At 38.3% G+C, this 18,210-nt stretch carries 19 protein-coding genes and 3 pseudogenes; 9 read left to right on the top strand and 13 right to left on the bottom strand.

The genetic code is table 11. The features are described from left to right. Positions 1-80 precede the first annotated feature (80 nt). On the bottom strand, positions 81-2,240 hold the full coding sequence (locus MTP24_RS06900; RefSeq protein WP_243533380.1) for a prolyl oligopeptidase family serine peptidase: 2,160 nt from the start codon (positions 2,238-2,240) through the stop codon (positions 81-83). Between the two features lie 156 nt (positions 2,241-2,396). Between MTP24_RS06900 and MTP24_RS06895 the strand changes: the two genes are divergently transcribed. Continuing rightward, the gene (locus MTP24_RS06895) at positions 2,397-2,711 is read left to right on the top strand and encodes a DUF962 domain-containing protein (RefSeq protein ID WP_243533377.1); all 315 of its coding nucleotides are present in this window, start codon (positions 2,397-2,399) and stop codon (positions 2,709-2,711) included. A 71-nt stretch (positions 2,712-2,782) separates the two neighbouring features. Here the strand turns inward: MTP24_RS06895 and MTP24_RS06890 are convergent, their stop codons facing one another. The 3 genes from MTP24_RS06890 to MTP24_RS06880 all read right to left on the bottom strand — a co-directional run bounded on the left by MTP24_RS06890 (position 2,783) and on the right by MTP24_RS06880 (position 6,083). Then, entirely contained in the window at positions 2,783-3,781 is a 999-nt protein-coding gene (locus MTP24_RS06890) for a branched-chain amino acid aminotransferase (protein WP_243533375.1), read from the bottom strand. A gap of 209 nt (positions 3,782-3,990) precedes the next feature. Then, a complete protein-coding gene (locus MTP24_RS06885) occupies positions 3,991-5,043 on the bottom strand; it encodes an acyl-CoA desaturase (protein WP_243533374.1) in 1,053 nt (350 codons plus the stop codon). Continuing rightward, on the bottom strand, positions 5,040-6,083 hold the full coding sequence (locus MTP24_RS06880; protein ID WP_243533372.1) for a ferredoxin reductase: 1,044 nt from the start codon (positions 6,081-6,083) through the stop codon (positions 5,040-5,042). Before MTP24_RS06880 ends, MTP24_RS06885 begins: the two co-directional genes overlap by 4 nt. 401 nt (positions 6,084-6,484) lie before the next feature. Here MTP24_RS06880 and MTP24_RS06875 point away from each other — a divergent pair. The 7 genes and pseudogenes from MTP24_RS06875 to MTP24_RS06845 all read left to right on the top strand — a co-directional run bounded on the left by MTP24_RS06875 (position 6,485) and on the right by MTP24_RS06845 (position 10,956). Then, positions 6,485-7,646, top strand: a pseudogene (locus MTP24_RS06875) (PQQ-dependent sugar dehydrogenase). Positions 7,647-7,789: 143 nt separating this feature from the next. Further along, entirely contained in the window at positions 7,790-7,969 is a 180-nt protein-coding gene (locus tag MTP24_RS06870) for a DUF6435 family protein (RefSeq protein ID WP_010557371.1), read from the top strand. A gap of 402 nt (positions 7,970-8,371) precedes the next feature. After that, positions 8,372-8,974: a hypothetical protein gene (locus MTP24_RS06865; RefSeq protein ID WP_243533370.1), complete on the top strand. Its 603-nt coding sequence runs from the start codon at positions 8,372-8,374 to the stop codon at positions 8,972-8,974. An 80-nt stretch (positions 8,975-9,054) separates the two neighbouring features. After that, the gene (locus tag MTP24_RS06860) at positions 9,055-9,474 is read left to right on the top strand and encodes a hypothetical protein (RefSeq protein WP_243533368.1); all 420 of its coding nucleotides are present in this window, start codon (positions 9,055-9,057) and stop codon (positions 9,472-9,474) included. Between the two features lie 136 nt (positions 9,475-9,610). Continuing rightward, on the top strand, positions 9,611-9,835 hold the full coding sequence (locus tag MTP24_RS06855; RefSeq protein WP_243533366.1) for a hypothetical protein: 225 nt from the start codon (positions 9,611-9,613) through the stop codon (positions 9,833-9,835). Between the two features lie 242 nt (positions 9,836-10,077). Continuing rightward, a pseudogene (locus MTP24_RS06850) lies at positions 10,078-10,281 on the top strand (DUF4844 domain-containing protein); the annotation flags it as partial. 279 nt (positions 10,282-10,560) lie between these two features. Continuing rightward, a complete protein-coding gene (locus MTP24_RS06845; RefSeq protein ID WP_243533364.1) occupies positions 10,561-10,956 on the top strand; it encodes a zinc ribbon domain-containing protein in 396 nt (131 codons plus the stop codon). 33 nt (positions 10,957-10,989) lie between these two features. On the opposite strand, the gene MTP24_RS06840 is transcribed toward MTP24_RS06845, so the two are convergent. From MTP24_RS06840 to MTP24_RS06810, 7 genes and pseudogenes are all read right to left on the bottom strand, one after another. After that, positions 10,990-11,445 carry a GNAT family N-acetyltransferase gene (locus MTP24_RS06840; protein WP_243533362.1) on the bottom strand — a complete coding sequence of 152 codons (456 nt, stop codon included), beginning with the start codon at positions 11,443-11,445 and terminating at the stop codon, positions 10,990-10,992. Positions 11,446-11,467: 22 nt separating this feature from the next. After that, a pseudogene (locus MTP24_RS06835) lies at positions 11,468-12,057 on the bottom strand (DUF2238 domain-containing protein). Positions 12,058-12,158: 101 nt separating this feature from the next. Continuing rightward, a complete protein-coding gene (locus tag MTP24_RS06830) occupies positions 12,159-12,950 on the bottom strand; it encodes an SDR family oxidoreductase (RefSeq protein ID WP_243533357.1) in 792 nt (263 codons plus the stop codon). 45 nt (positions 12,951-12,995) lie between these two features. After that, on the bottom strand, positions 12,996-13,499 hold the full coding sequence (locus tag MTP24_RS06825) for an Mpo1-like protein (protein ID WP_008129882.1): 504 nt from the start codon (positions 13,497-13,499) through the stop codon (positions 12,996-12,998). An 88-nt stretch (positions 13,500-13,587) separates the two neighbouring features. After that, positions 13,588-13,989 carry a hypothetical protein gene (locus tag MTP24_RS06820; RefSeq protein WP_243533354.1) on the bottom strand — a complete coding sequence of 134 codons (402 nt, stop codon included), beginning with the start codon at positions 13,987-13,989 and terminating at the stop codon, positions 13,588-13,590. Between the two features lie 175 nt (positions 13,990-14,164). Continuing rightward, complete coding sequence (locus MTP24_RS06815; RefSeq protein ID WP_243533352.1) at positions 14,165-14,842, bottom strand: Crp/Fnr family transcriptional regulator; 678 nt, start codon at positions 14,840-14,842, stop codon at positions 14,165-14,167. 2 nt (positions 14,843-14,844) lie between these two features. Further along, positions 14,845-15,786, bottom strand: coding sequence for a LysR substrate-binding domain-containing protein (locus MTP24_RS06810; protein WP_243533350.1), 942 nt, complete (start codon positions 15,784-15,786; stop codon positions 14,845-14,847). Positions 15,787-15,899: 113 nt separating this feature from the next. On the opposite strand from MTP24_RS06810, the gene MTP24_RS06805 reads away from it, so the two are divergent. After that, entirely contained in the window at positions 15,900-16,847 is a 948-nt protein-coding gene (locus MTP24_RS06805) for a sodium-dependent bicarbonate transport family permease (protein ID WP_039037823.1), read from the top strand. 34 nt (positions 16,848-16,881) lie between these two features. On the opposite strand, the gene MTP24_RS06800 is transcribed toward MTP24_RS06805, so the two are convergent. Then, positions 16,882-17,409 (bottom strand): M23 family metallopeptidase, encoded by a 528-nt coding sequence (locus tag MTP24_RS06800; RefSeq protein ID WP_243533348.1) that lies wholly within the window; start codon positions 17,407-17,409, stop codon positions 16,882-16,884. Between the two features lie 146 nt (positions 17,410-17,555). Then, positions 17,556-17,963 (bottom strand): hypothetical protein, encoded by a 408-nt coding sequence (locus MTP24_RS06795; RefSeq protein WP_006792270.1) that lies wholly within the window; start codon positions 17,961-17,963, stop codon positions 17,556-17,558. Between the last annotated feature and the right edge of the window lie 247 nt (positions 17,964-18,210).

The following is an 18,210-nucleotide window of genomic DNA, read 5'->3' as shown; positions in this document are numbered from 1 at the left end:
GACTCCAAAATACAGATAATAAAAAGCCGAGTAAATTTACTCGGCTTTTGTATTTTAAAACAAGGTAACGTTAACGCGTTTTATAGCTCTTTTACACCCATGTTATATAGCGTAAAACCAAACATATCTGCGTATAAATCTATAACTTTGCTGGTTGGTGTGCCCGCACCATGACCCGCATTTGTTTCAATACGAATAAGTGTAGGGTTATTTCCAGCCTGCTTAGATTGTAATTCAGCAGCAAATTTAAATGAATGAGATGGCACCACACGATCATCGTGATCACCGGTTGTTACCATAGTGGCAGGATATTCAACGCCCGCTTTAACGTTATGCAATGGCGAGTAAGCTTTAATATATTCAAACATTTCTTTACTTTGCTCACTAGTACCGTAATCGTATGCCCAACCAGCGCCCGCTGTAAATGTATGGTAACGAAGCATATCAAGTACGCCTACGGCCGGTAATGCAACTTGAAATAAATCAGGGCGCTGCGTCATAACCGCACCGACTAATAAACCACCGTTTGAACCACCCCGCAGTGCTAAACGTTTTTTAGACGTGTACTTTTTATCTTGTAAGTACTCTGCTGCTGCAATAAAGTCATCAAACACATTTTGCTTTTGCATTTTTGTACCAGCATTGTGCCAATCTTTTCCATATTCACCACCACCGCGAATATTTGCAACGGCATACACTCCACCTTGCTCCAGCCAAAGCGCGTTAACGGGGCTAAAAATTGGCGTCAAACTTACATTAAAACCACCGTAACCGTATAAAATAGTCGGGTTTGAACCATCTAATTTTATACCCGCTTTGTAAGTGATGATCATCGGCACTTTTGACCCATCTTTTGAGGTGTAAAAAACTTGCTCAGAGGTGTAATCGTTACTATTGAAATCGATTGCCGATTCACGATAGACCTTTGACTCGCCAGTGCTTACATCAAACGAAAAAGTAGTCCCCGGAGTTTTATAGTTAGTAAACGAGTAATAAAGCGTTGTTTGATCTTTTTTACCGCGAAAACCACGTGCACTCCCTACGCCGGGTAAACTAATTTCACGGATTAAGTCACCTTGCTTGTTGTATTGCTTAACCTGCGAAATTGCATCCACCATGTAATTAGCAAAAAAGGTATTCCCGCCTTTGCTTAGGTTAAGTACGTTATCGGTCTCTGGAATAAAATCGACCCAATTTTCAGGCGCCGGGTCATTTGCATTAACCGTAACCACTTTTTTGTTTGGTGCGTTTAAATTTGTAACTAAGTAGAGCGTATCGCCATCGTTATCAATTACAGAAGTATCTGAATCTGAGTTACCAACAACAGTAACAAAATCACTGTTTTCTTTACTTAAGTCTTTTATAAACAGCTTGTTTCCAGACGTTGAAACACTGGCCGAAATTAGCAAGTACTTGCCATCATGTGTCACATCGGCGCCAACGTAACGATGCTTTTGCGCCTCGCTGTCACCAAATACAACGCGGTCGTCATTCTGCGATGTACCTAAAGCATGGTAATACACTTTATGTTGATCTGTTTTAGCCGACAGCTCACTTCCTTTTGGCTTATCGTAGCTAGAGTAGTAAAATCCTTCATTTCCTAGCCAATCAATACCACTAAATTTCACATCAACTAAAGCTTGCTCTACTTGCTCTTTAGTCGTTGTATTAATTACGATAATTTTACGCCAATCACTGCCCCCTTCAGATACTTGATACGCTAATAAACTGCCATCTTCAGAAAACGACAAACCCGACATAGACGTTGTGCCATCGTCACTAAATTTATTAGGATCTAAAAATACCTCTGGCGCTTCATCGCCTTTGCTGCGGTATAAAACATATTGATTTTGTAAGCCATCGTTTTTGTAAAAGTAGGTGTAACCGCCCTCTTCAAATGGCGCACCTATTTTTTCGTAATTCATCAGCTTTTCAAGGCGCTCTTTGAGCTTGTTTCTGTAAGGGATTTGTTCTAAGTATGAAAAAGTAGCCGTATTTTGCGCTTTTACCCAATCAGCAGTCTCTGCACTCATATCGTCTTCTAACCAACGATAAGGATCGGCAACGTTTTCTCCAAAATAGGTATCAACTACATCACCTTTTTTGGTTTCGGGATACACGACTGAGTTAACTTGATTCATAGATGATTTTACTTCTTTTTGATCTGATGTATTGGTTGGCTCTGAACAGCCACTGAGTGCCAATAATACAGCACATGCAAGAGTACGTTTGAGTAACATAATTTGTGTTCTTTTTATTGATTAAGTAGTAGGAATAACTTATGAGTTTTTTAAGCTTATGTCTATTAAGATGCGTTAAGTGCCATTTATCGCTGTAAACAAGTGTAAACTTACGCTTTAATAGTAAAAACATACAATAAAAATAAAGCGTGATTTATGGAAAAACAAGAACCCACTTTCAACAGTTTTAAAGCTTTTTATCCTTATTATTTAAAGGAGCATCGCAACGTAACCTGCAGGCGCTTGCATTTTATAGGTAGCTTATTAGTACTTATGGTTATTATTACCGCATTATTAAGTCAAAAATATGCGCTATTGTGGCTGCTACCCGTTATTGGCTATGGCTTTGCGTGGGTTGGGCATTTCTTTTTTGAAAAAAACCGACCAGCTACATTTAAACACCCATTTTATAGTTTGTGGGGAGACTTGGTTATGTTTAAAGATATATTAACCGGAAAAATAAAATTTTAATAAAGTTATTTGCACCAAAAAGCCACCTTAATTAGGTGGCTTTTTGGTGCAAATAACGTGGGTATTTAACGCTATACCACTTTAGTTAACCATCCATGCTTGTCTTCGCTTTTGCCCCATTGAATGTCGTTCAATGCTTGGCGCAAACGTGCAGTTGTTGGCCCAGGCTCTCCTGTGCCTACTTTATATTCTTTATCGTTATGAATAAACGTTCCCACTGCCGTTAATACCGCAGCAGTACCTGAAAGCGCAGCCTCTGTGCCTGGTTTTGCAGCACGCTCTAAAAGTTCAGTCACTGTAAAATTACGTTCGCTCACAGTCATGCCTAAATCTTTAGCAATCGTTAAAATACTATTACGCGTTACGCCATGTAAAAAGGTGGAGTCGAGCGCTTTGGTTATAATTTCGTTGCCATCAATCAAAATAAAGTTTGCAGCGCCCGTTTCTTGTACATCACCACCTGGGCAAAATAATATTTGATCTGCTTGATACTGTTTACGTGCAGCGCTAATTGGGCCAAGAGCACTGGCGTAGTTACCGCCGCTTTTAACCATGCCCATATGAGGTGCACAGCGCATACCATCTTCTTCAAGTAACACACGTAATGCCGTAGCATCACCAGCAAAATAATCACCTACGGGTGAAAGTAAAGTGTACAACAATGAGCTCATTGAAGGAGCTGCCGCCTTACCAATTGCCGCTTCTGTGCCTATATGTGTTGGGCGAATATACATAGAGCCAGGCGGTAATGGGGTTTCATCGGCATATTGGCGAACAATATCAATAATCATCGTTTTGAGCATATCGCCATCAAAACTTGGCAAGCTTAAAAGTGCAGAGCTTTGCTGCATACGTGCTATGTTTGCATCCATTCTAAAAATATATACAGACCCATCTTCATGACGAAATGCTTTTAAGCCCTCAAAACAGGTGCTTGAATAATGAAGAACGTGTGCACCAGCATGAAACTCAAGCTTATCGCATGGAACAACTGAGGTTTCGCTCCACTGATTATCTGAAAAACGAGCTTGAATCATCTGTGGCATAAACACAGTACCAAATGCGGCCATTTTTTATCTCTCTTGTGTGGTCTATTTTTCTCCATTGTATGACAATCACGCATCAATTAACCATAGCTAAAGTAACGGATTTTTAATTAACAATAAGAAAAAACCACACGTACTGTATATTTATTAAACACAACAGCAAAAAACCGGCATATGCGCTTACACATGCCGGTTTATGTTTTAGCTTTTAAAGCGCTTAATGCACCCTATCACTATTTAAATGAGTATCTAATAATTCGCTTTAACACCGAGCCGTATTGTTTAAAAAACCCGCCAGTGTGGTAATCAATACCGTGCTTTTGCATAACGGCCTGCACCTGAGGCGCCACCTCTTGATATCGCGACGACGGCATATCAGGAAATAAGTGGTGCTCAATCTGGCAACTCAAATGGCCCGTTAAAATATGAAACCAGTTTGCCCCTTTAATATTAGACGAGCCTAATACTTGACGATAATACCACTGGCCTTGGGTTTCGTTTACGCAGTCTTGTTCTTTAAATGTTTCGGTTTCTTCGGTAAAGTGGCCACAAAATATAATTGTCGATGTCCATAAGTTACGAAGCAAATTTGCTACTAAATTACCCGCTAACACCCATAAAAACAGTGGCCCTGCAAGTAATGGGAAGATCACATAATCTTTAATTAACTGGCGAGCGCCTTTACTAAAAAAACGCTGCTTTAAAGTAGCATGCGATACACCCCCTTCACGATTTTCTTTCTTTTTACCTATAAAAACACGCTCTGCTGCCAGCTCATGGTATGACACACCCCACTGAAACAAGACACTTAAATTTATGTAAGTAAAAAACTGCCACACATTTTTAAAACGCCACTTAAAATCATCACTCAAACGTAACAACCCGTAGCCAAAATCACGGTCTTTTCCAATAATGTTAGTGTATGTGTGGTGCTCAAAATTGTGAACCCGATGCCAGCTTTGGCCATCGCAGGCTATGTCCCATTCGTATTGCTGAGAATTAAGCTGTTTGTCGTTCATCCAATCGTATTGACCATGCATAACATTGTGGCCAATTTCCATATTATCGAGAATTTTAGCCAAAGCCAGTAACAAAACACCGGCAACCCAAAGTAAAGGCTGAATATATCCAAGCATTAATAGTATTCGCCCACTCCACTCACATAACCTTTGCTTTCGAACGACAGAGCGAATGTAGTCAGCATCTTTTTGCCCTACTTTAGCAAGCGTATTCATTTTTATAGTATCTAAATCGCTTGCAAGCTGATCAAAGTTTATGTTTTTCATAATTGTAACTCCAAATCACTCACCGGTTGGCTTATACAAAGTTGGATTAATTGCTCACCGTTGTCTGACATTTCACCTGTTTTTAAATTACGTACTATTCCCGACTTTTTAATACATTGGCACTGATGGCAAATACCAATTCCGCAGCCACGCTTTACCGGTAATTTTTTAACTTCAAACTGGCTAAGAAGTACATCATTTCCTTCAACTATATGAGCTTGGCTGTTCACCTTTACAGTAAACCGATCTTCATTGTTTACTTTGGGTAACGCCAAACCAAATGCTTCTTGGTAATAATTAAGATCATGTTTTTGAGCAAACGCTTGTACCGTTTGCATAAACCCTAGCGGCCCACAGCAATATATATCTGGATTCTCCCAATGTTTAATATTGCTAGTAATGTCGCTCGACTGCTCACGAGTTAATAATAAAAATGAAAAATGACTAAATTGTGTGGCTAATTGACGCAACTCATCAACACACTGATGTTCGCCCGATTTTGCGTAATACACTAAATTTATTGCTTTGGTTGTTTGCGCTAAATAATCGTCAAGCATTGCTATCATCGGCGTTATACCAGACCCACCAGCTATTAATGTGGCGGGAGTATGTGTATTTTTAAATACAAACTCACCCGTTGCAGCAGATATGTTGCACCATGTTCCCGCTTTTGCTTTGTTATTTAATAAACCGGTAAATCGTCCTTGTTCGCTTGTTTTAATTAACAAACGTATAAATCCCGTTTCGTTGAAATATTTAACGCTTGAAGCAACTGTAAAAACGCGCGTTAATAATCGTCCATTCATTTCAATGGTCAAACTAACATGCTGCCCTGCGGTATGTGCGGGCCATTGTTTACTTGGTTTTAGCTGCAAACTCAAAAATTCACCATTTAATGATTCTGAACTCATCAGTTGCGCTCTAAATTGCCCTGCACGCCAAGCAGGTTTAAACACTTGCATTATTGGCTCTATGTAGCCTGCAAACGTTTGATGGTGTAAAAACCACGTTGAAAATTGGTTTAATGCCTGCGTAAACATTGTAATAAAATCTCTATATTGGTTTATTGCTCAATGGTTTGCACAAACTGGGTGTTAGCACAAATCAGAACCTTAACTATTTGAGCATACAAGTGTACGCTCAAACTTCAGCGCACAAGTGTACGCTGAAAATTCAAGTTTTCAACCCTAATAGAGTGTTTATTGCATTATTTTTGTTAAAAATACGAACAAAAAACAAACTAAACTCAATTTATAAACGTATTTCAAAACTAAATAAATATAAAAAATATACTTTACTGAGTGAGCTAACTATTTCTAATACTGTGTGAGTGATATATGTAACTAGCTAAAATTAAAGAATTTTCACTTATCGCAACGCTTAGCAAATTTTTACAGCTCGTGCTAACGTAAACCTAATTTGATTAATTTTGGAAAATAACATGCTCAATATAAAATCAAAAAAATATACACATTCTTTTAAGGGTGCCGTGCTAACAGCCGCTTTATTAACGCTGCCTTCAATGTCAGTAAATGCAGTTGATTTTAAAAAGCTGCCGAGTTTGCCGCTTAATGTAAAAGCAGTAGACGTTGCAGAAGGTGTAAGTATTCCTTGGGCAATCGAAGCACTATCAAATGGTGATTTATTAATTACAGAGCGAAGTGGACAACTATTTTTATTACGTAAAAACACCTCAACGCTTATTCAAGTAAAAGGATTGCCCGATATAGATGCTAACGGCCAAGGCGGTTTACTTGATTTATCACTGCATACCGATAATAAAAATAGTCAATGGCTTTACCTTACTTACTCAAGCGCTGAAGGCAAAGGCAGTGGTAGTAACACTGCATTAATGCGCGCAAAATTAAGTGATGACCATACTCAGCTATTAGAGCCGCAAGTTTTATACAAAGGTGAGCATAACAGTACAAAAGGTCAGCACTACGGCAGTCGTATTGTGTTTGATAAACATGGTTATGTTTATTTTTCGATCGGGGATCGTGGCTCGCGCGACCTAAACCCGCAAGATCTTAGCCGTGATGGGGGCAAAATTTATCGTCTTCATTTAGATGGTCGTATTCCAACAGATAATCCCTTTGTAAAACAAACTGACGCTAAACACGCTGTTTGGTCATACGGACATCGAAACCCGCAAGGTGTGGTTTGACGCTGAAAATAATCGTCTTTGGGCACATGAGCATGGCCCCCGAGGTGGCGACGAACTTAATTTAATAAAATCAGGATTAAACTACGGATGGCCAGTAGTTAGCTATGGCGTAAATTATAGCGGCACGTCATTTACAGACCTGCAAACAAAAGACGGCATGCAATCGCCAACATCACAATGGACGCCATCTATAGCACCATCAGATATGCTATTCGTCACCAGCGACAAATACCCTAAATTAAAAGGTAAAGTGTTGTTATCGTCTATGAAGTTTTCGTTTTTAAGCGCACTTACGCTTGAAAACGATACACTAAAAAGCCAAGAAAAAATATTAGAGGGCATTGGCCGCGTAAGAAGCTTAGCGCAAGGGGGTGATGGCTACATTTACTTAGGACTAGATGGCCAAGGTATTAAACGCTTAGAGCCTGAGCTATAAAACTGTTTAGTAACCGCTGCATAGTAAATAATTCACTTACCTTGTTTTAATTTAACAAGGTAAGCGCCTTACTGCAAAAAGAACTTTTTAGCTATTTGTAGCGTATGGTAGTGCTATCACTTTTATAAAATTAAGCGAGTCCCATGTTTTCGATATTCAAATCAGACCCTACAAAAAAGTTACGCAAAGAGTACGACGCCAAATTAGAGCAAGGCATGCAAGCTCAGCGTAAAGGCGACATTAAAAGCTACGCCATGTTAAGCGAAGAAGCCGAAAAAATCTGGAGTGAGATAGAAGCGCTTGAGGCTAAAAAAGCCAAGTGAATTCGTATTAAACGTGTTTGCCCGTTTCAAAAGCAGGTAGGCACGTTTAGCAATTATTCATCACCTCCTTTTTACAGCTACCTCCCGCAAAAAACCTACCTTTATAATAGTCTTACACGAACAATTGTATTTAAAGTAGTTACTTATATTACCGTTGCCATTTTTTAGAGGTGGTAAAATGGTTTAAAAAAGCTTTTGGTTTTCATTTTAAATTTTTAATTACTGCATTTACTAAAGTGAGGACACTTTCCCCTTTTCTGCCTGTTGTTAATTAACAGCCCGACTTAAAGTTTAATACTCGCAATGTGTTACAGGATTTGTTATTAATATTAAAAATAAATAAGAGGACATACATTGCTCATAAAAAGAGGAAAGTGTCCTCTGATAAAGTTGTTAGTTGCGATGGATCCATTACAGAAACTTGCTGAACGAAATAGAAAGCACGCTGAAATAAATAAAAAAGAGCGCAGGGAAAATCTAAAGCTTTATCCCATAGCATTGCTCTTTTATTTTCTCTATTTTGGTGGGTATTATTTTTACTTTTCTAATGAAGAGCAATTTCTTAGTTTCGAGTTTTGGGAATTAACCAAACAAGTTTGGCTTATTTCTATGGTTACAATTGGCGGGATTGGTTCTATATTTTTTAGTGCAAGTTTAGCTATTTTAATTTGGTTAAATATATTCGTAAAAGAGCTTGGTGCTAAAGTTAATTTATTTCGCTCTGGTATATTTTCGGTAATATCAATATCTATCAGTTATTCGTTTTTTCTTTTTGCTAAGTGGCTAAATATTTTCATTATTGAAAATAATAAAAATATTTATGAGTTTCTCAGCGTAGATTTTCCAGGTATGGTGTTCATGGTCGAAACAGGCTTGTATTACATAGTTGGTATTATCTCAATGATTTTCTTGATGTTGTTTTTCTTTATAATCTCTATACCGTTTAAAGCTAAAAAACATGCTCAAGAATTCGCAACTAACAAGGCATTAAAGTCGGATTCGTAACAGTTTGCTCGGTTCCACTTCGTTTCACATTTTAGCAAACTATTACTCACCGCTTAATGCGGCGTTAGGTGTACATGCAGATGCAGCCCAGATTAGAGATCGAATTTCTACGAGATGACCCTGCGAAAATAAGGATAAAAGCATGCAGTGAATCATTCGCTGGAGAGGCGGAGCAATATATAAATGCTCAATCGTTGGAAAAACTAGCTGAACAATTATCAGCTTTTCCAGAATCTAACTCAGATGAAGTTACCTTTAAAGTTGGTGATATTGACTCACCTTATGGGCACTGTGAGCTTAAATTTCATTGCTTCGATTCTGCTGGTCATACGGCTGTATTAGTCTCTCTGTCAAATGACAGCGCATGTACTGCAAAATTTATCGTTCAATTTGAAGCTTTATCATTGGATGCCTTTGTATCCTCTATTAAATTAGCTTTAAAATCGGGCTCAGGTGTTTCTGATTTAATTGGTATAAAACCATATACACAAAACGTATAAGTACACCATACAAGAGCCTCAAGGCTCGTTAACTCGCATCAGACAATTAACAATGGGTTATTGTCGCTGCGCTCAATAACCCATTGCTAATTTGCTGCCTAGGCGAGCGTTATGAGTATCGGAGGAAAGGTTAAAAATGTTTGTTAACTCTACATTTTGGGACGCCGTGATTCGTAACTCTGTATTCATTCAGTTCGCAATTATGTTTATTGGGTTAATTAAAGTTTGGGGAGATGGTGGATTAGGCAACATTACTATGGGTAATTTTTTATATGCAATGGCAATCACAATTCCTCTATCCCTTATTACTGGGCTACTGATAGTTATGTATGAATCACATAAAGGTAAAAACGATGCATAACAAACCAATCAAGCGAATGCGAGAAGTTATTGCGGATTTATTTGCACTGCAAGCGCACCGCTTATTGGGGTGTTATGTGCCAAGAGGATAATATGGAATACAGTCCTTTATTAGAAGTTCAGGATCAGACCTTGGTCATAACTCAATCCACATTGTCCGAGTTAAAAAGCTTTAAGGGTAGTGATTTGTTTGCTGAACTGCCAGGAAGTGTTTCAAACGAAAAATAGCTATTAACTAAAACACTAGAATCAATTTTAGACACTCTTATTAATGGTCTTCTGCAGAACCCATCAAAATTTTGGGTCATGGAAACGTTTTTGCCAGAATTAGAAATCATGGAAATGCAAGACACTGAGGCGAAAGAACACTTTGGCGACCATTTAGAGGTAATTATGGATATCCTAAATATAGAAAGCTCAGATGGCTTATTGAGCTACTACTTGTAAGGATGTATCGGGTGGCACATAACAAAAAATTTAAGTCACTCACTTCGTTCGCTAGGACGCAAACATGCCCATTATGCTACTCATGCCTTCGCCCCATATTTAAAAATTGAGGCTTCAGAGTTACTCATTTTAAAAAAAAGTCTGTTTTATGGGTTCCAAATAGCATTACCTAATGCTTTAAAAACATTTAGAGTTAATTACAGGAACCCTTTTTTAATTGAATTTGGCTGTTGGAGCTACTCTACAGTCTTGTTATAAGCCCTAAATAGAATCGAGTTTATGTCTCTGTTAGTTTGTAAAAAATGTAATTCAACAATTGCCCCAAAGGTTAAAACACCCAACGCTAGGGAACGAAATTATGTTTGTCCTGTTTGTGGTACTTCAATTAATACATTTAAGATTATTAATTATGTAATTGGCCTTACTGTTTTGTTCACGCTTTGGGTTATTTCATTTTTCTCTCATCATATAATTGAGGGGAATTTTAAGTTGAATCAAGAGAATCAATTATCATTAATAGCCGTTATTGTACTAGTAACCTTTATTGGCTACGTTACTTACAGGCGCTCCAAGGAAGCTGAAAAATCTAAAAAGTGGGTGCTATTTGGTAGTATTGCAGGGTTATTACTTTTAAATGAAATTCATACAGCATCTTTAAGAGTTTGGGGCCTGTAAGGAGTTTAAAATAAACATTGCTCTTCCCCCCGCTTAATAGTCCTCTTGAGTATTTTCCTCATACACATTTGCAGGGTTTATTTGCATTAGTAGCCCTGGGTTGTCTATCGGTTTAAACCCATATTGTGCATAAAGGCCATGCGCATCAGAAGTGGCTAATAAAAAGCGCCTGAGCCCTTGTAGCTCAGGGTGTTCTACTATTGTTTTAATAAGTAACTTGCTCAGGCCACAGCCTTGTAGGTGCGGGGTAATAAATACATCTGCCAAGTAGGCAAAAGTAGCGTTGTCGGTAACTACCCGTGCAAAACCAACTTGCTCGTTATTAGGGCTATACACGCCAAAGCACATTGAGTTATCAATCGCTTTTTGCATCACACTTTTAGGTATGCCTTTTGCCCAGTAACTATTAGCAATAAAATTATAAATAACGTTAAAGTTAAGCTTAGACTTGTCTGTATTAATTGAGTAGTTGTGAGGTTGTTGAGTCATTTTTAACTATCCAGTGTAGTATTTAATAGTTTTTTACATACTTTAACTGTGTATCGTGTAGTTTTGAAAGCAGCAGTAACGAGCAAATAGCACCAAATAACGCTAATGCCATATCTGACTGTGTATCCCACACATACCCTTGCGTCCCTAAAAATGCCTCAGCGTTTTCACCGGTCAGTAATGCTACCCACCACTCTATTAATTCGTAAAACGCACTAAACGCCAAACTGACAGATATAACAAATAAAGTTAACCAACCTCGGCCATTCACAACCTGCTTTCGTAGCAGTATTTCGCGCGCTAGCAAAGCGGGTACAAATCCCTGAAAAAAGTGCCCTACTTTGTCATAGTTATTGCGTTCGCTGCCAAATAAATTATCAAATAAAGGCACTTCTGCGTAGGTATAATGACCACCTATCATCAGCACAATACAATGCACTAAAATAAAAAAGTACAATAAAGAGGTTAATTTAAAGTATTTGTACGTGCTTGCTATAAGTGCTAAACCAATCATTGCGGGAATAACTTCAAGTAACCAAGTAAATTGATCTTTAGGGTTAATACCAGACCAAATTAACACACCAAAAAAAGGCTTAGCCATGCAAATTTCACGAGTATCCTTACCTTATTTATTTAATTTTAATACAGTCTACCTTTTCAATATTAATAAAACCACCGCCTGTTATTTAGCTTAATTAATAGTAAAAGTGCAATTATCTGTAGTTAGTTTTAGCAGTTAATCGATTAAATAAATTAGGAAAAAATCGTTTTATCGTTGGTGCCCAACCACTTAATCCTTGCCCAACAATAACTTCGTCTTTTTTGTTAGCAATCGCTTTAATCATTTTTTCAGCTGCACAGGATACTGCCATGCCGTTTTCAATTGATTCTTCGGGTTTGTTTTGTGCGACGCCCTGCTCGTTTAACGAATTATGTGCAATCGCGGTTTTAATCGAACCTGGGCAAATCGTTAAACAATGAATATTGTGCTCTGCTACTTCTGCTCGTAGGCAATCCATAAAGCCCACTACCGCATATTTTGAGCCTGAATAACCCGTTCTAAACTTTGAGCCAACTTTTCCTGCCACACTGCTAATAGCCACAATTGAACCGTTTTTTCTTGCAACCATTGAAGGTAATATCGCTTTTGTCAGTGCTATTAAACCAAAATAGTTAACCTCCATAAGCTGGCGGTATACGTTAAAGTCGTTTTCTAAAAATAAACTGCGCTGCGACACCCCGCCGTTATTAATTAAAATATCGATAGAAGGTAAAGTGTGCAGTAAATCAGTAACCTGAGTCAAAACAGCCTCAGGCGCTGACAAATCAAGCGGTATAATTAAATGCCCATCACCTTTAAGCGTTGCTTTTACTTCGGTGAGCTTTTCAACATTGCGGGCAGATAAAATGACGCGTGCGCCTAGCTTTGCAAATTGAACCGCAAGCTCCTTGCCAATGCCTGACGATGCACCTGTAACCCACACTGTTTTATTATTAAAATTCATAGGCACCTCTTTGCTCAATGAAGCTTTTGATTTGAGTAAGTGAATTTACGCCTTAGTTGGCCCTGCAATATTGTTCACTTCTATTTCGAGCTGTTTATAAAAACCCATTAAAAATAGTAATTCTACAGTTACATACAATGGGCCAATAATTAAGCCAATTAAATCATCAACAAACGCGGGCTTTTTGCCTTCATAATAATGTCCAATAAATTGCAACACCCAACCAAACACAAATACCCCCACGCCAATACTTAACCAAGGCCAAAATGTCATAGCTGCTATAGGCTCAGCAGCAAACAGCAATGCAGTAAACAATATAGCCATAATTAAACCCAGCGATAGACTTAACATGAAGTAATAGATTACTGAAGCTAAAACAAATATTTGGGCACCATTAATAACAACGCCACCAAGGGGTATTTCAATGCGGGCAAGTAAACATAAAACGGCAAATACAATAAGTGGGATACCAAAAAAATGAGTAAGCACATTGCGCTTAGAGCGGTGATATAAACCATATTTGCCAAGTTGTTGTTGAAGTGTTTGCATTGTGTATTCCTCAATAAATATTTAGCTAAACACTAAACATAACAAATAAACGCGTAACAACAATGTCACCTACCCGACATTTGTAAATTTAAGCTAACGCCGAAATAATACTTCCCTTTTCTCGTTCTGGTTGGGTATCCATTCGTTCACGTCCATTTTTATGCTCCTGTTCGAGCATTTTTTGTAGTTCGTCCATTTTTTTGTTAATTGAATCACTGTCAGCGCCTTGCTTTTGTAACTGCTCAGATAACGCTTCTATTAATGCTTTTATCTCTGCTATTTTGTCTTTATCGATACCTAAACGTTGGTAAACCAATGCCTCTTGGGCATTTTGTAAAAAGTTATTAGCAACCTTTGGCTCATTCGACTCTTTCGGTTGTTGGGTGGTTTGTTGAATGGGGACATCTATTGCCGCACTCTTATTTATTAATGCCGCATTAGTGTCACTTACATAGCGACTATATTGATTTATATAAGAAGTTATCATCATTAGCTTAAATCCATTGCTGCAAAGTATTATCTGTAGCAATTTTGGTTCCAAAAAATGGTGAAAATAAACTAAGTTAAAGCTAGGCAACCAAAAATCTGGTTAAACAATTAAGGGTTTGTTTTTATTTGTCCAAAAATTTAAATTTTAACTGAAGGTTTATTGTGCAGCGCTTGAGTTAACTAGCAAGCGCCTGCAGTTTACGTACATCCAACACTGTAATGCACTGATACCCCAAACTAATGGCGTTTTTTTTAACCAGCTTTTGTAGTATTTGATTTATGGTTTGCCGTGTTAAATAGGTCATATCCGCTAATTGTTGCTGAGACAATGCCAATGGCGCTGAAAAATTAGTTTGCTCACTCAGCATTAATAATCTGTTACATACCTTTTGCTCTGCGCTGTGCAATGCATGATCTTCCATCGAAGAAAACATAAGCCGTAATTTTTGTGCCAATAATAAGCCAAATTCCTGCCAATATTCAGGGTGTTTACTTAATAGTTGCTCTAATGAACGTTGTGGTACATAAAATAACTGAGCGTCAGTTTGTGCATAAACGTCATGGGTTCTTAAGCCTTTATCAAATAATGTTACTTCACCAAACCATAACGACGCATCTATGAAACTCAAAACAGCCTCTTTACCATTACTATTTACGCCACTAATTCGCATAACGCCACTTAAAACAACGTATATTCCATCATGCGCATCGCCACGTAAAAATAATGACTCATGCGCATTAAGACTTACGCATTTGCCATTAGCTAGCAAAAACTGTTTTAAGTGCTCACACCGGCTTTCAAACCATGGACCTTTTTCAATAATGTTTATTTGTTTTTTTGTTAAGGCGCTCATTTTTAAACCCGTAATTTATCTAACTCGTTTCGTACCCACTGCGAATCGAGGTATTGCTCTAAATGCTGCTGTGCAAATTTTAAAAAGTTTCGAGCCGCATGCGATATATGCCTGTCGGTTCGCATAACAAAATACCAATGGCTAGCTAAATGAGTGTCGGTAACAGTTAATACCTTAAAGCTTGCATCGTCTTTTGCGAGTACATGGCGAGATAAAACGGCTATTCCCATACCCGAAGATACCGCAACTCTAATTGCTTCGTTGCTGGCCATTTGTACTGAATCACTCAGTACTAAACCACGGCTTTGTAGCTCGCTTTCAAATAACATGCGCGTTGCCGAGCCATTTTCACGTAATAAAAATCGGTACTGCATTAAGTCGCTGAGCTTTACTGACTCTACTTGTGCAAGCGGATGATTAACCGGCACAATAAACTCAAGCGGATTATGTAAAAAACGTGCAGCTTGCGCATGTTCAAGCGATGGAGGATGGCTGAATACGTAAATATCGTCTTCACCACGCTCAAATCGGTTTAGCACTTCTGCACGGTTACCAATTTCTAGTGGAAGCTCTACATGCGGGTGTAAATTACTATAAGGTCCTAATAATTTAGGCAAAATATACTGTGCGGTATTCACCATGGCTATTTTACACCTACCTCGCTCACCACCATTTAGCTCTGTTAAAAAGTCTTGGTAATCTTCAAAGTGTCCAAATACTTGCTGACAGGTTTTATATAGCTCAAGTCCAGCTTCGGTCACATGCATTTTTTGATGCTGCATAACCATTAACGGCTCAGCTACGGCTTCTTGTAAGCGTTTAATTTGCAGCGATACAGTAGGCTGAGTTAAGTGCAATCGCCTCGCGGTTTCACTAATTGAGCCTGTTTTTACTACGCTCATAAACACTTCGAGTAACCTAAATGAAATATGTCGTAAATCCACAATCACCACCTATAGATAATTATTTATACCTAACTAGTATTTATTTTATTATTTACTATACAAAGTTTTGAATACAATAGCGCCACTTAATTTCATATTTAAAAGGAAATGTTGTGCCTGATATAGTTGTTATGTTTTTTATTTTAGGATTAGTAGCGGGAATATTACGCTCAGATTTAACCATTCCTAAAGCAACCTACGAAACACTAAGCTTATTACTCATGCTAACTATTGGTTTAAAAGGCGGCATGGTACTTCACGGCAATTTAAGCTGGCAACTGCTACCAGAAATGGGCACAGTGATGCTCCTAGGTGCACTTATTCCGCTAATGCTATACCCCATTTTAAAATACGTTATTAAATTATCGGTGGCTAACAGCGCCAGTATTGCGGCGCATTATGGTTCGGTGAGTGCGGGTACGTTCGCGGTTGCGTTAGCGTATGCAGAATCTGCAAATTTAGCCGTTGGCGCTGAGGTAACGCTCTATTTAGTTATGCTAGAGCTTCCCGCTATTATTGTTGGCTTATTACTTTATCGTAAGCTCGATAAAGACCCAGGCCAAACAAGTACTCTCTCATTAAAAGCGCTTTGGCACGAAACCCTTACCAACAAAAGTGTTATTTTATTAGTGGGTGGTGTAATTATTGGCATGATGTACGGCACATCGCAAGGCAGCCAGGTTACCAGCTTATTAACAAGCAGTTTTAAAGTAGTCCTCGCTTTATTTTTACTAGAAATGGGATTAGTAGCTGCACAAACACTTCGCCCTTTCCCATGGCAACATTGGAAATTAGCGACTTTTGCTATTATTACCCCACTATGTTTGGGCACAGTAGGCGTGGGCGTAGGTACTTTATTAGGATTAGAACTTGGTTCAGTGGTTATACTCGGTAGCTTAGTAGCCAGTGCCTCTTACATTGCAGCACCTGCAGCAATCAAAGCCGCTATTCCTAAAGCCGATATAGGCCTTGCCATGCTTAGCTCGCTGGGTGTTACTTTTCCGTTCAATGTAATCGTAGGTATTGGCCTTTATCATCAGCTTGCTGTAGCTATTCAATAACTAAAAATTTGTATCATTTATTTGCCACTGACCATTACCGGCTAATCAGGTTTGTATGTGGGTTGATATAAAACATTCTTTTCCAACCTTGGCTTTCACTTGTTGCAAGCCAAGGTAGGGGAAATAAAGACACAATTGAATAATGAACATGAGGTGGCTTACCCGCTGCATTTCCTGTGTTACCCAATAAGCCAATATTTTCATTTAACTTCACAATGTCGCCTTCACTTACACTGTAACTATTTAAATGCGCTACATAGTGCACCCGCCATTTAGGCCCGAGTATAGCAACTACCTTACCGCCTCTTTTAAGCTCACCGCTAAACACAACAACCCCATTAACCGGTGCAACAACATGCGTATTTTTTTTACCAAATATATCAATGCCTTTATGAACACCCGACTTCCCCCATGGCTCATACCAAAAAGTAGCATGATTCCAATCTTTGGGTGTTGCCCCTAATACGGGATTAGTGATTTTTTCAGGCAAAACGAACAGGGCTAGTACTATGGTTAATATAATAGCGACTAAGCTAAGTAGTAATATTTTTATGGGCTTCAAAATAGGATTCTGCTTTGAGTTAAACAATTAAATGTATTATTAACCCGCAATGATGAATAGATAATGAGCACTTTAAAAAACAGTAAACACAAAAAAGCCGATGCAAGATCACTCTCACATCGGCTTTTTCACTGCGGTAATACTTATTATAAAGAAAGCTCTTCTTTAGCACGTGTTAAATTGTGCGACACCATTGTACTGTTAGACATTGATTTAGCTTCGTATAAATCAGCAAGACCAGCCGTTTCGTTGTTCGCTTTTAAACGCGCTACACCGCGGTTGCTTAACGCGAATGAAGTAAGCTGGCGTACTTTAAATCGTGGTGCGTCTGCATCTTTTAAAAGTGCAATTGCTTTAGTACAAATAGCTTCAGCCTGTGCGTAGTTTTTTGACTTAACATTCAGTGCACAGCTATTAAATGATTGCTCAAGTGGCTGCGGCGCAGTTTGCGCTTCAATAACCATTAATTTGTAGTCACTTGAATCAGCCATTACAGCTGCAGAGCAAGTTAATAATGAGCCAAGAGCGATGGTTTTTAAAAGTGTACGTTTCATGGTTTGCCTTTCCTAATTAAGTGAGTCGTGCTTGTTGCCGACAAGTGAACTTTAGAGTAAAAGCTCAAACCTCACAAACGATAAAAACAAACTCAATAAGTGAATAAAATTAACCTATAGACTTTAGTCTAACGCCATTATAACTATACCAACTTTTTAGGTACTTACATTTAATAAACTATGGATAATGCGATTACTCTTAGCAATAAGAACGTAATCGTACAGACTACAATAATGCTAATACAAA

Origin of the sequence: Pseudoalteromonas sp. APM04 (genome assembly GCF_022809815.1) — a bacterium.
In the GTDB taxonomy this organism is placed as follows: domain Bacteria; phylum Pseudomonadota; class Gammaproteobacteria; order Enterobacterales; family Alteromonadaceae; genus Pseudoalteromonas; species Pseudoalteromonas marina.
The sequence above is the reverse complement of the archived record's forward strand: the minus strand, read 5'-3'. Positions and strand labels throughout refer to the sequence as shown.

What these genes read in the sequence shown, in the direction of transcription:
- MTP24_RS06825 (WP_008129882.1), bottom strand. Translation starts at nt 13,499, where the DNA reads ATGCAAACACTTCAACAACAACTTGGCAAATATGGTTTATATCACCGC.
- MTP24_RS06845 (WP_243533364.1), top strand. Translation starts at nt 10,561, where the DNA reads ATGTCTCTGTTAGTTTGTAAAAAATGTAATTCAACAATTGCCCCAAAG.
- MTP24_RS06830 (WP_243533357.1), bottom strand. Translation starts at nt 12,950, where the DNA reads ATGAATTTTAATAATAAAACAGTGTGGGTTACAGGTGCATCGTCAGGC.
- MTP24_RS06895 (WP_243533377.1), top strand. Translation starts at nt 2,397, where the DNA reads ATGGAAAAACAAGAACCCACTTTCAACAGTTTTAAAGCTTTTTATCCT.
- MTP24_RS06815 (WP_243533352.1), bottom strand. Translation starts at nt 14,842, where the DNA reads ATGAGCGCCTTAACAAAAAAACAAATAAACATTATTGAAAAAGGTCCA.
- MTP24_RS06870 (WP_010557371.1), top strand. Translation starts at nt 7,790, where the DNA reads ATGTTTTCGATATTCAAATCAGACCCTACAAAAAAGTTACGCAAAGAG.
- MTP24_RS06900 (WP_243533380.1), bottom strand. Translation starts at nt 2,240, where the DNA reads ATGTTACTCAAACGTACTCTTGCATGTGCTGTATTATTGGCACTCAGT.
- MTP24_RS06855 (WP_243533366.1), top strand. Translation starts at nt 9,611, where the DNA reads ATGTTTGTTAACTCTACATTTTGGGACGCCGTGATTCGTAACTCTGTA.
- MTP24_RS06860 (WP_243533368.1), top strand. Translation starts at nt 9,055, where the DNA reads ATGCAGCCCAGATTAGAGATCGAATTTCTACGAGATGACCCTGCGAAA.
- MTP24_RS06865 (WP_243533370.1), top strand. Translation starts at nt 8,372, where the DNA reads ATGGATCCATTACAGAAACTTGCTGAACGAAATAGAAAGCACGCTGAA.
- MTP24_RS06880 (WP_243533372.1), bottom strand. Translation starts at nt 6,083, where the DNA reads ATGTTTACGCAGGCATTAAACCAATTTTCAACGTGGTTTTTACACCAT.
- MTP24_RS06890 (WP_243533375.1), bottom strand. Translation starts at nt 3,781, where the DNA reads ATGGCCGCATTTGGTACTGTGTTTATGCCACAGATGATTCAAGCTCGT.
- MTP24_RS06820 (WP_243533354.1), bottom strand. Translation starts at nt 13,989, where the DNA reads ATGATGATAACTTCTTATATAAATCAATATAGTCGCTATGTAAGTGAC.
- MTP24_RS06885 (WP_243533374.1), bottom strand. Translation starts at nt 5,043, where the DNA reads ATGAAAAACATAAACTTTGATCAGCTTGCAAGCGATTTAGATACTATA.
- MTP24_RS06795 (WP_006792270.1), bottom strand. Translation starts at nt 17,963, where the DNA reads ATGAAACGTACACTTTTAAAAACCATCGCTCTTGGCTCATTATTAACT.
- MTP24_RS06840 (WP_243533362.1), bottom strand. Translation starts at nt 11,445, where the DNA reads ATGACTCAACAACCTCACAACTACTCAATTAATACAGACAAGTCTAAG.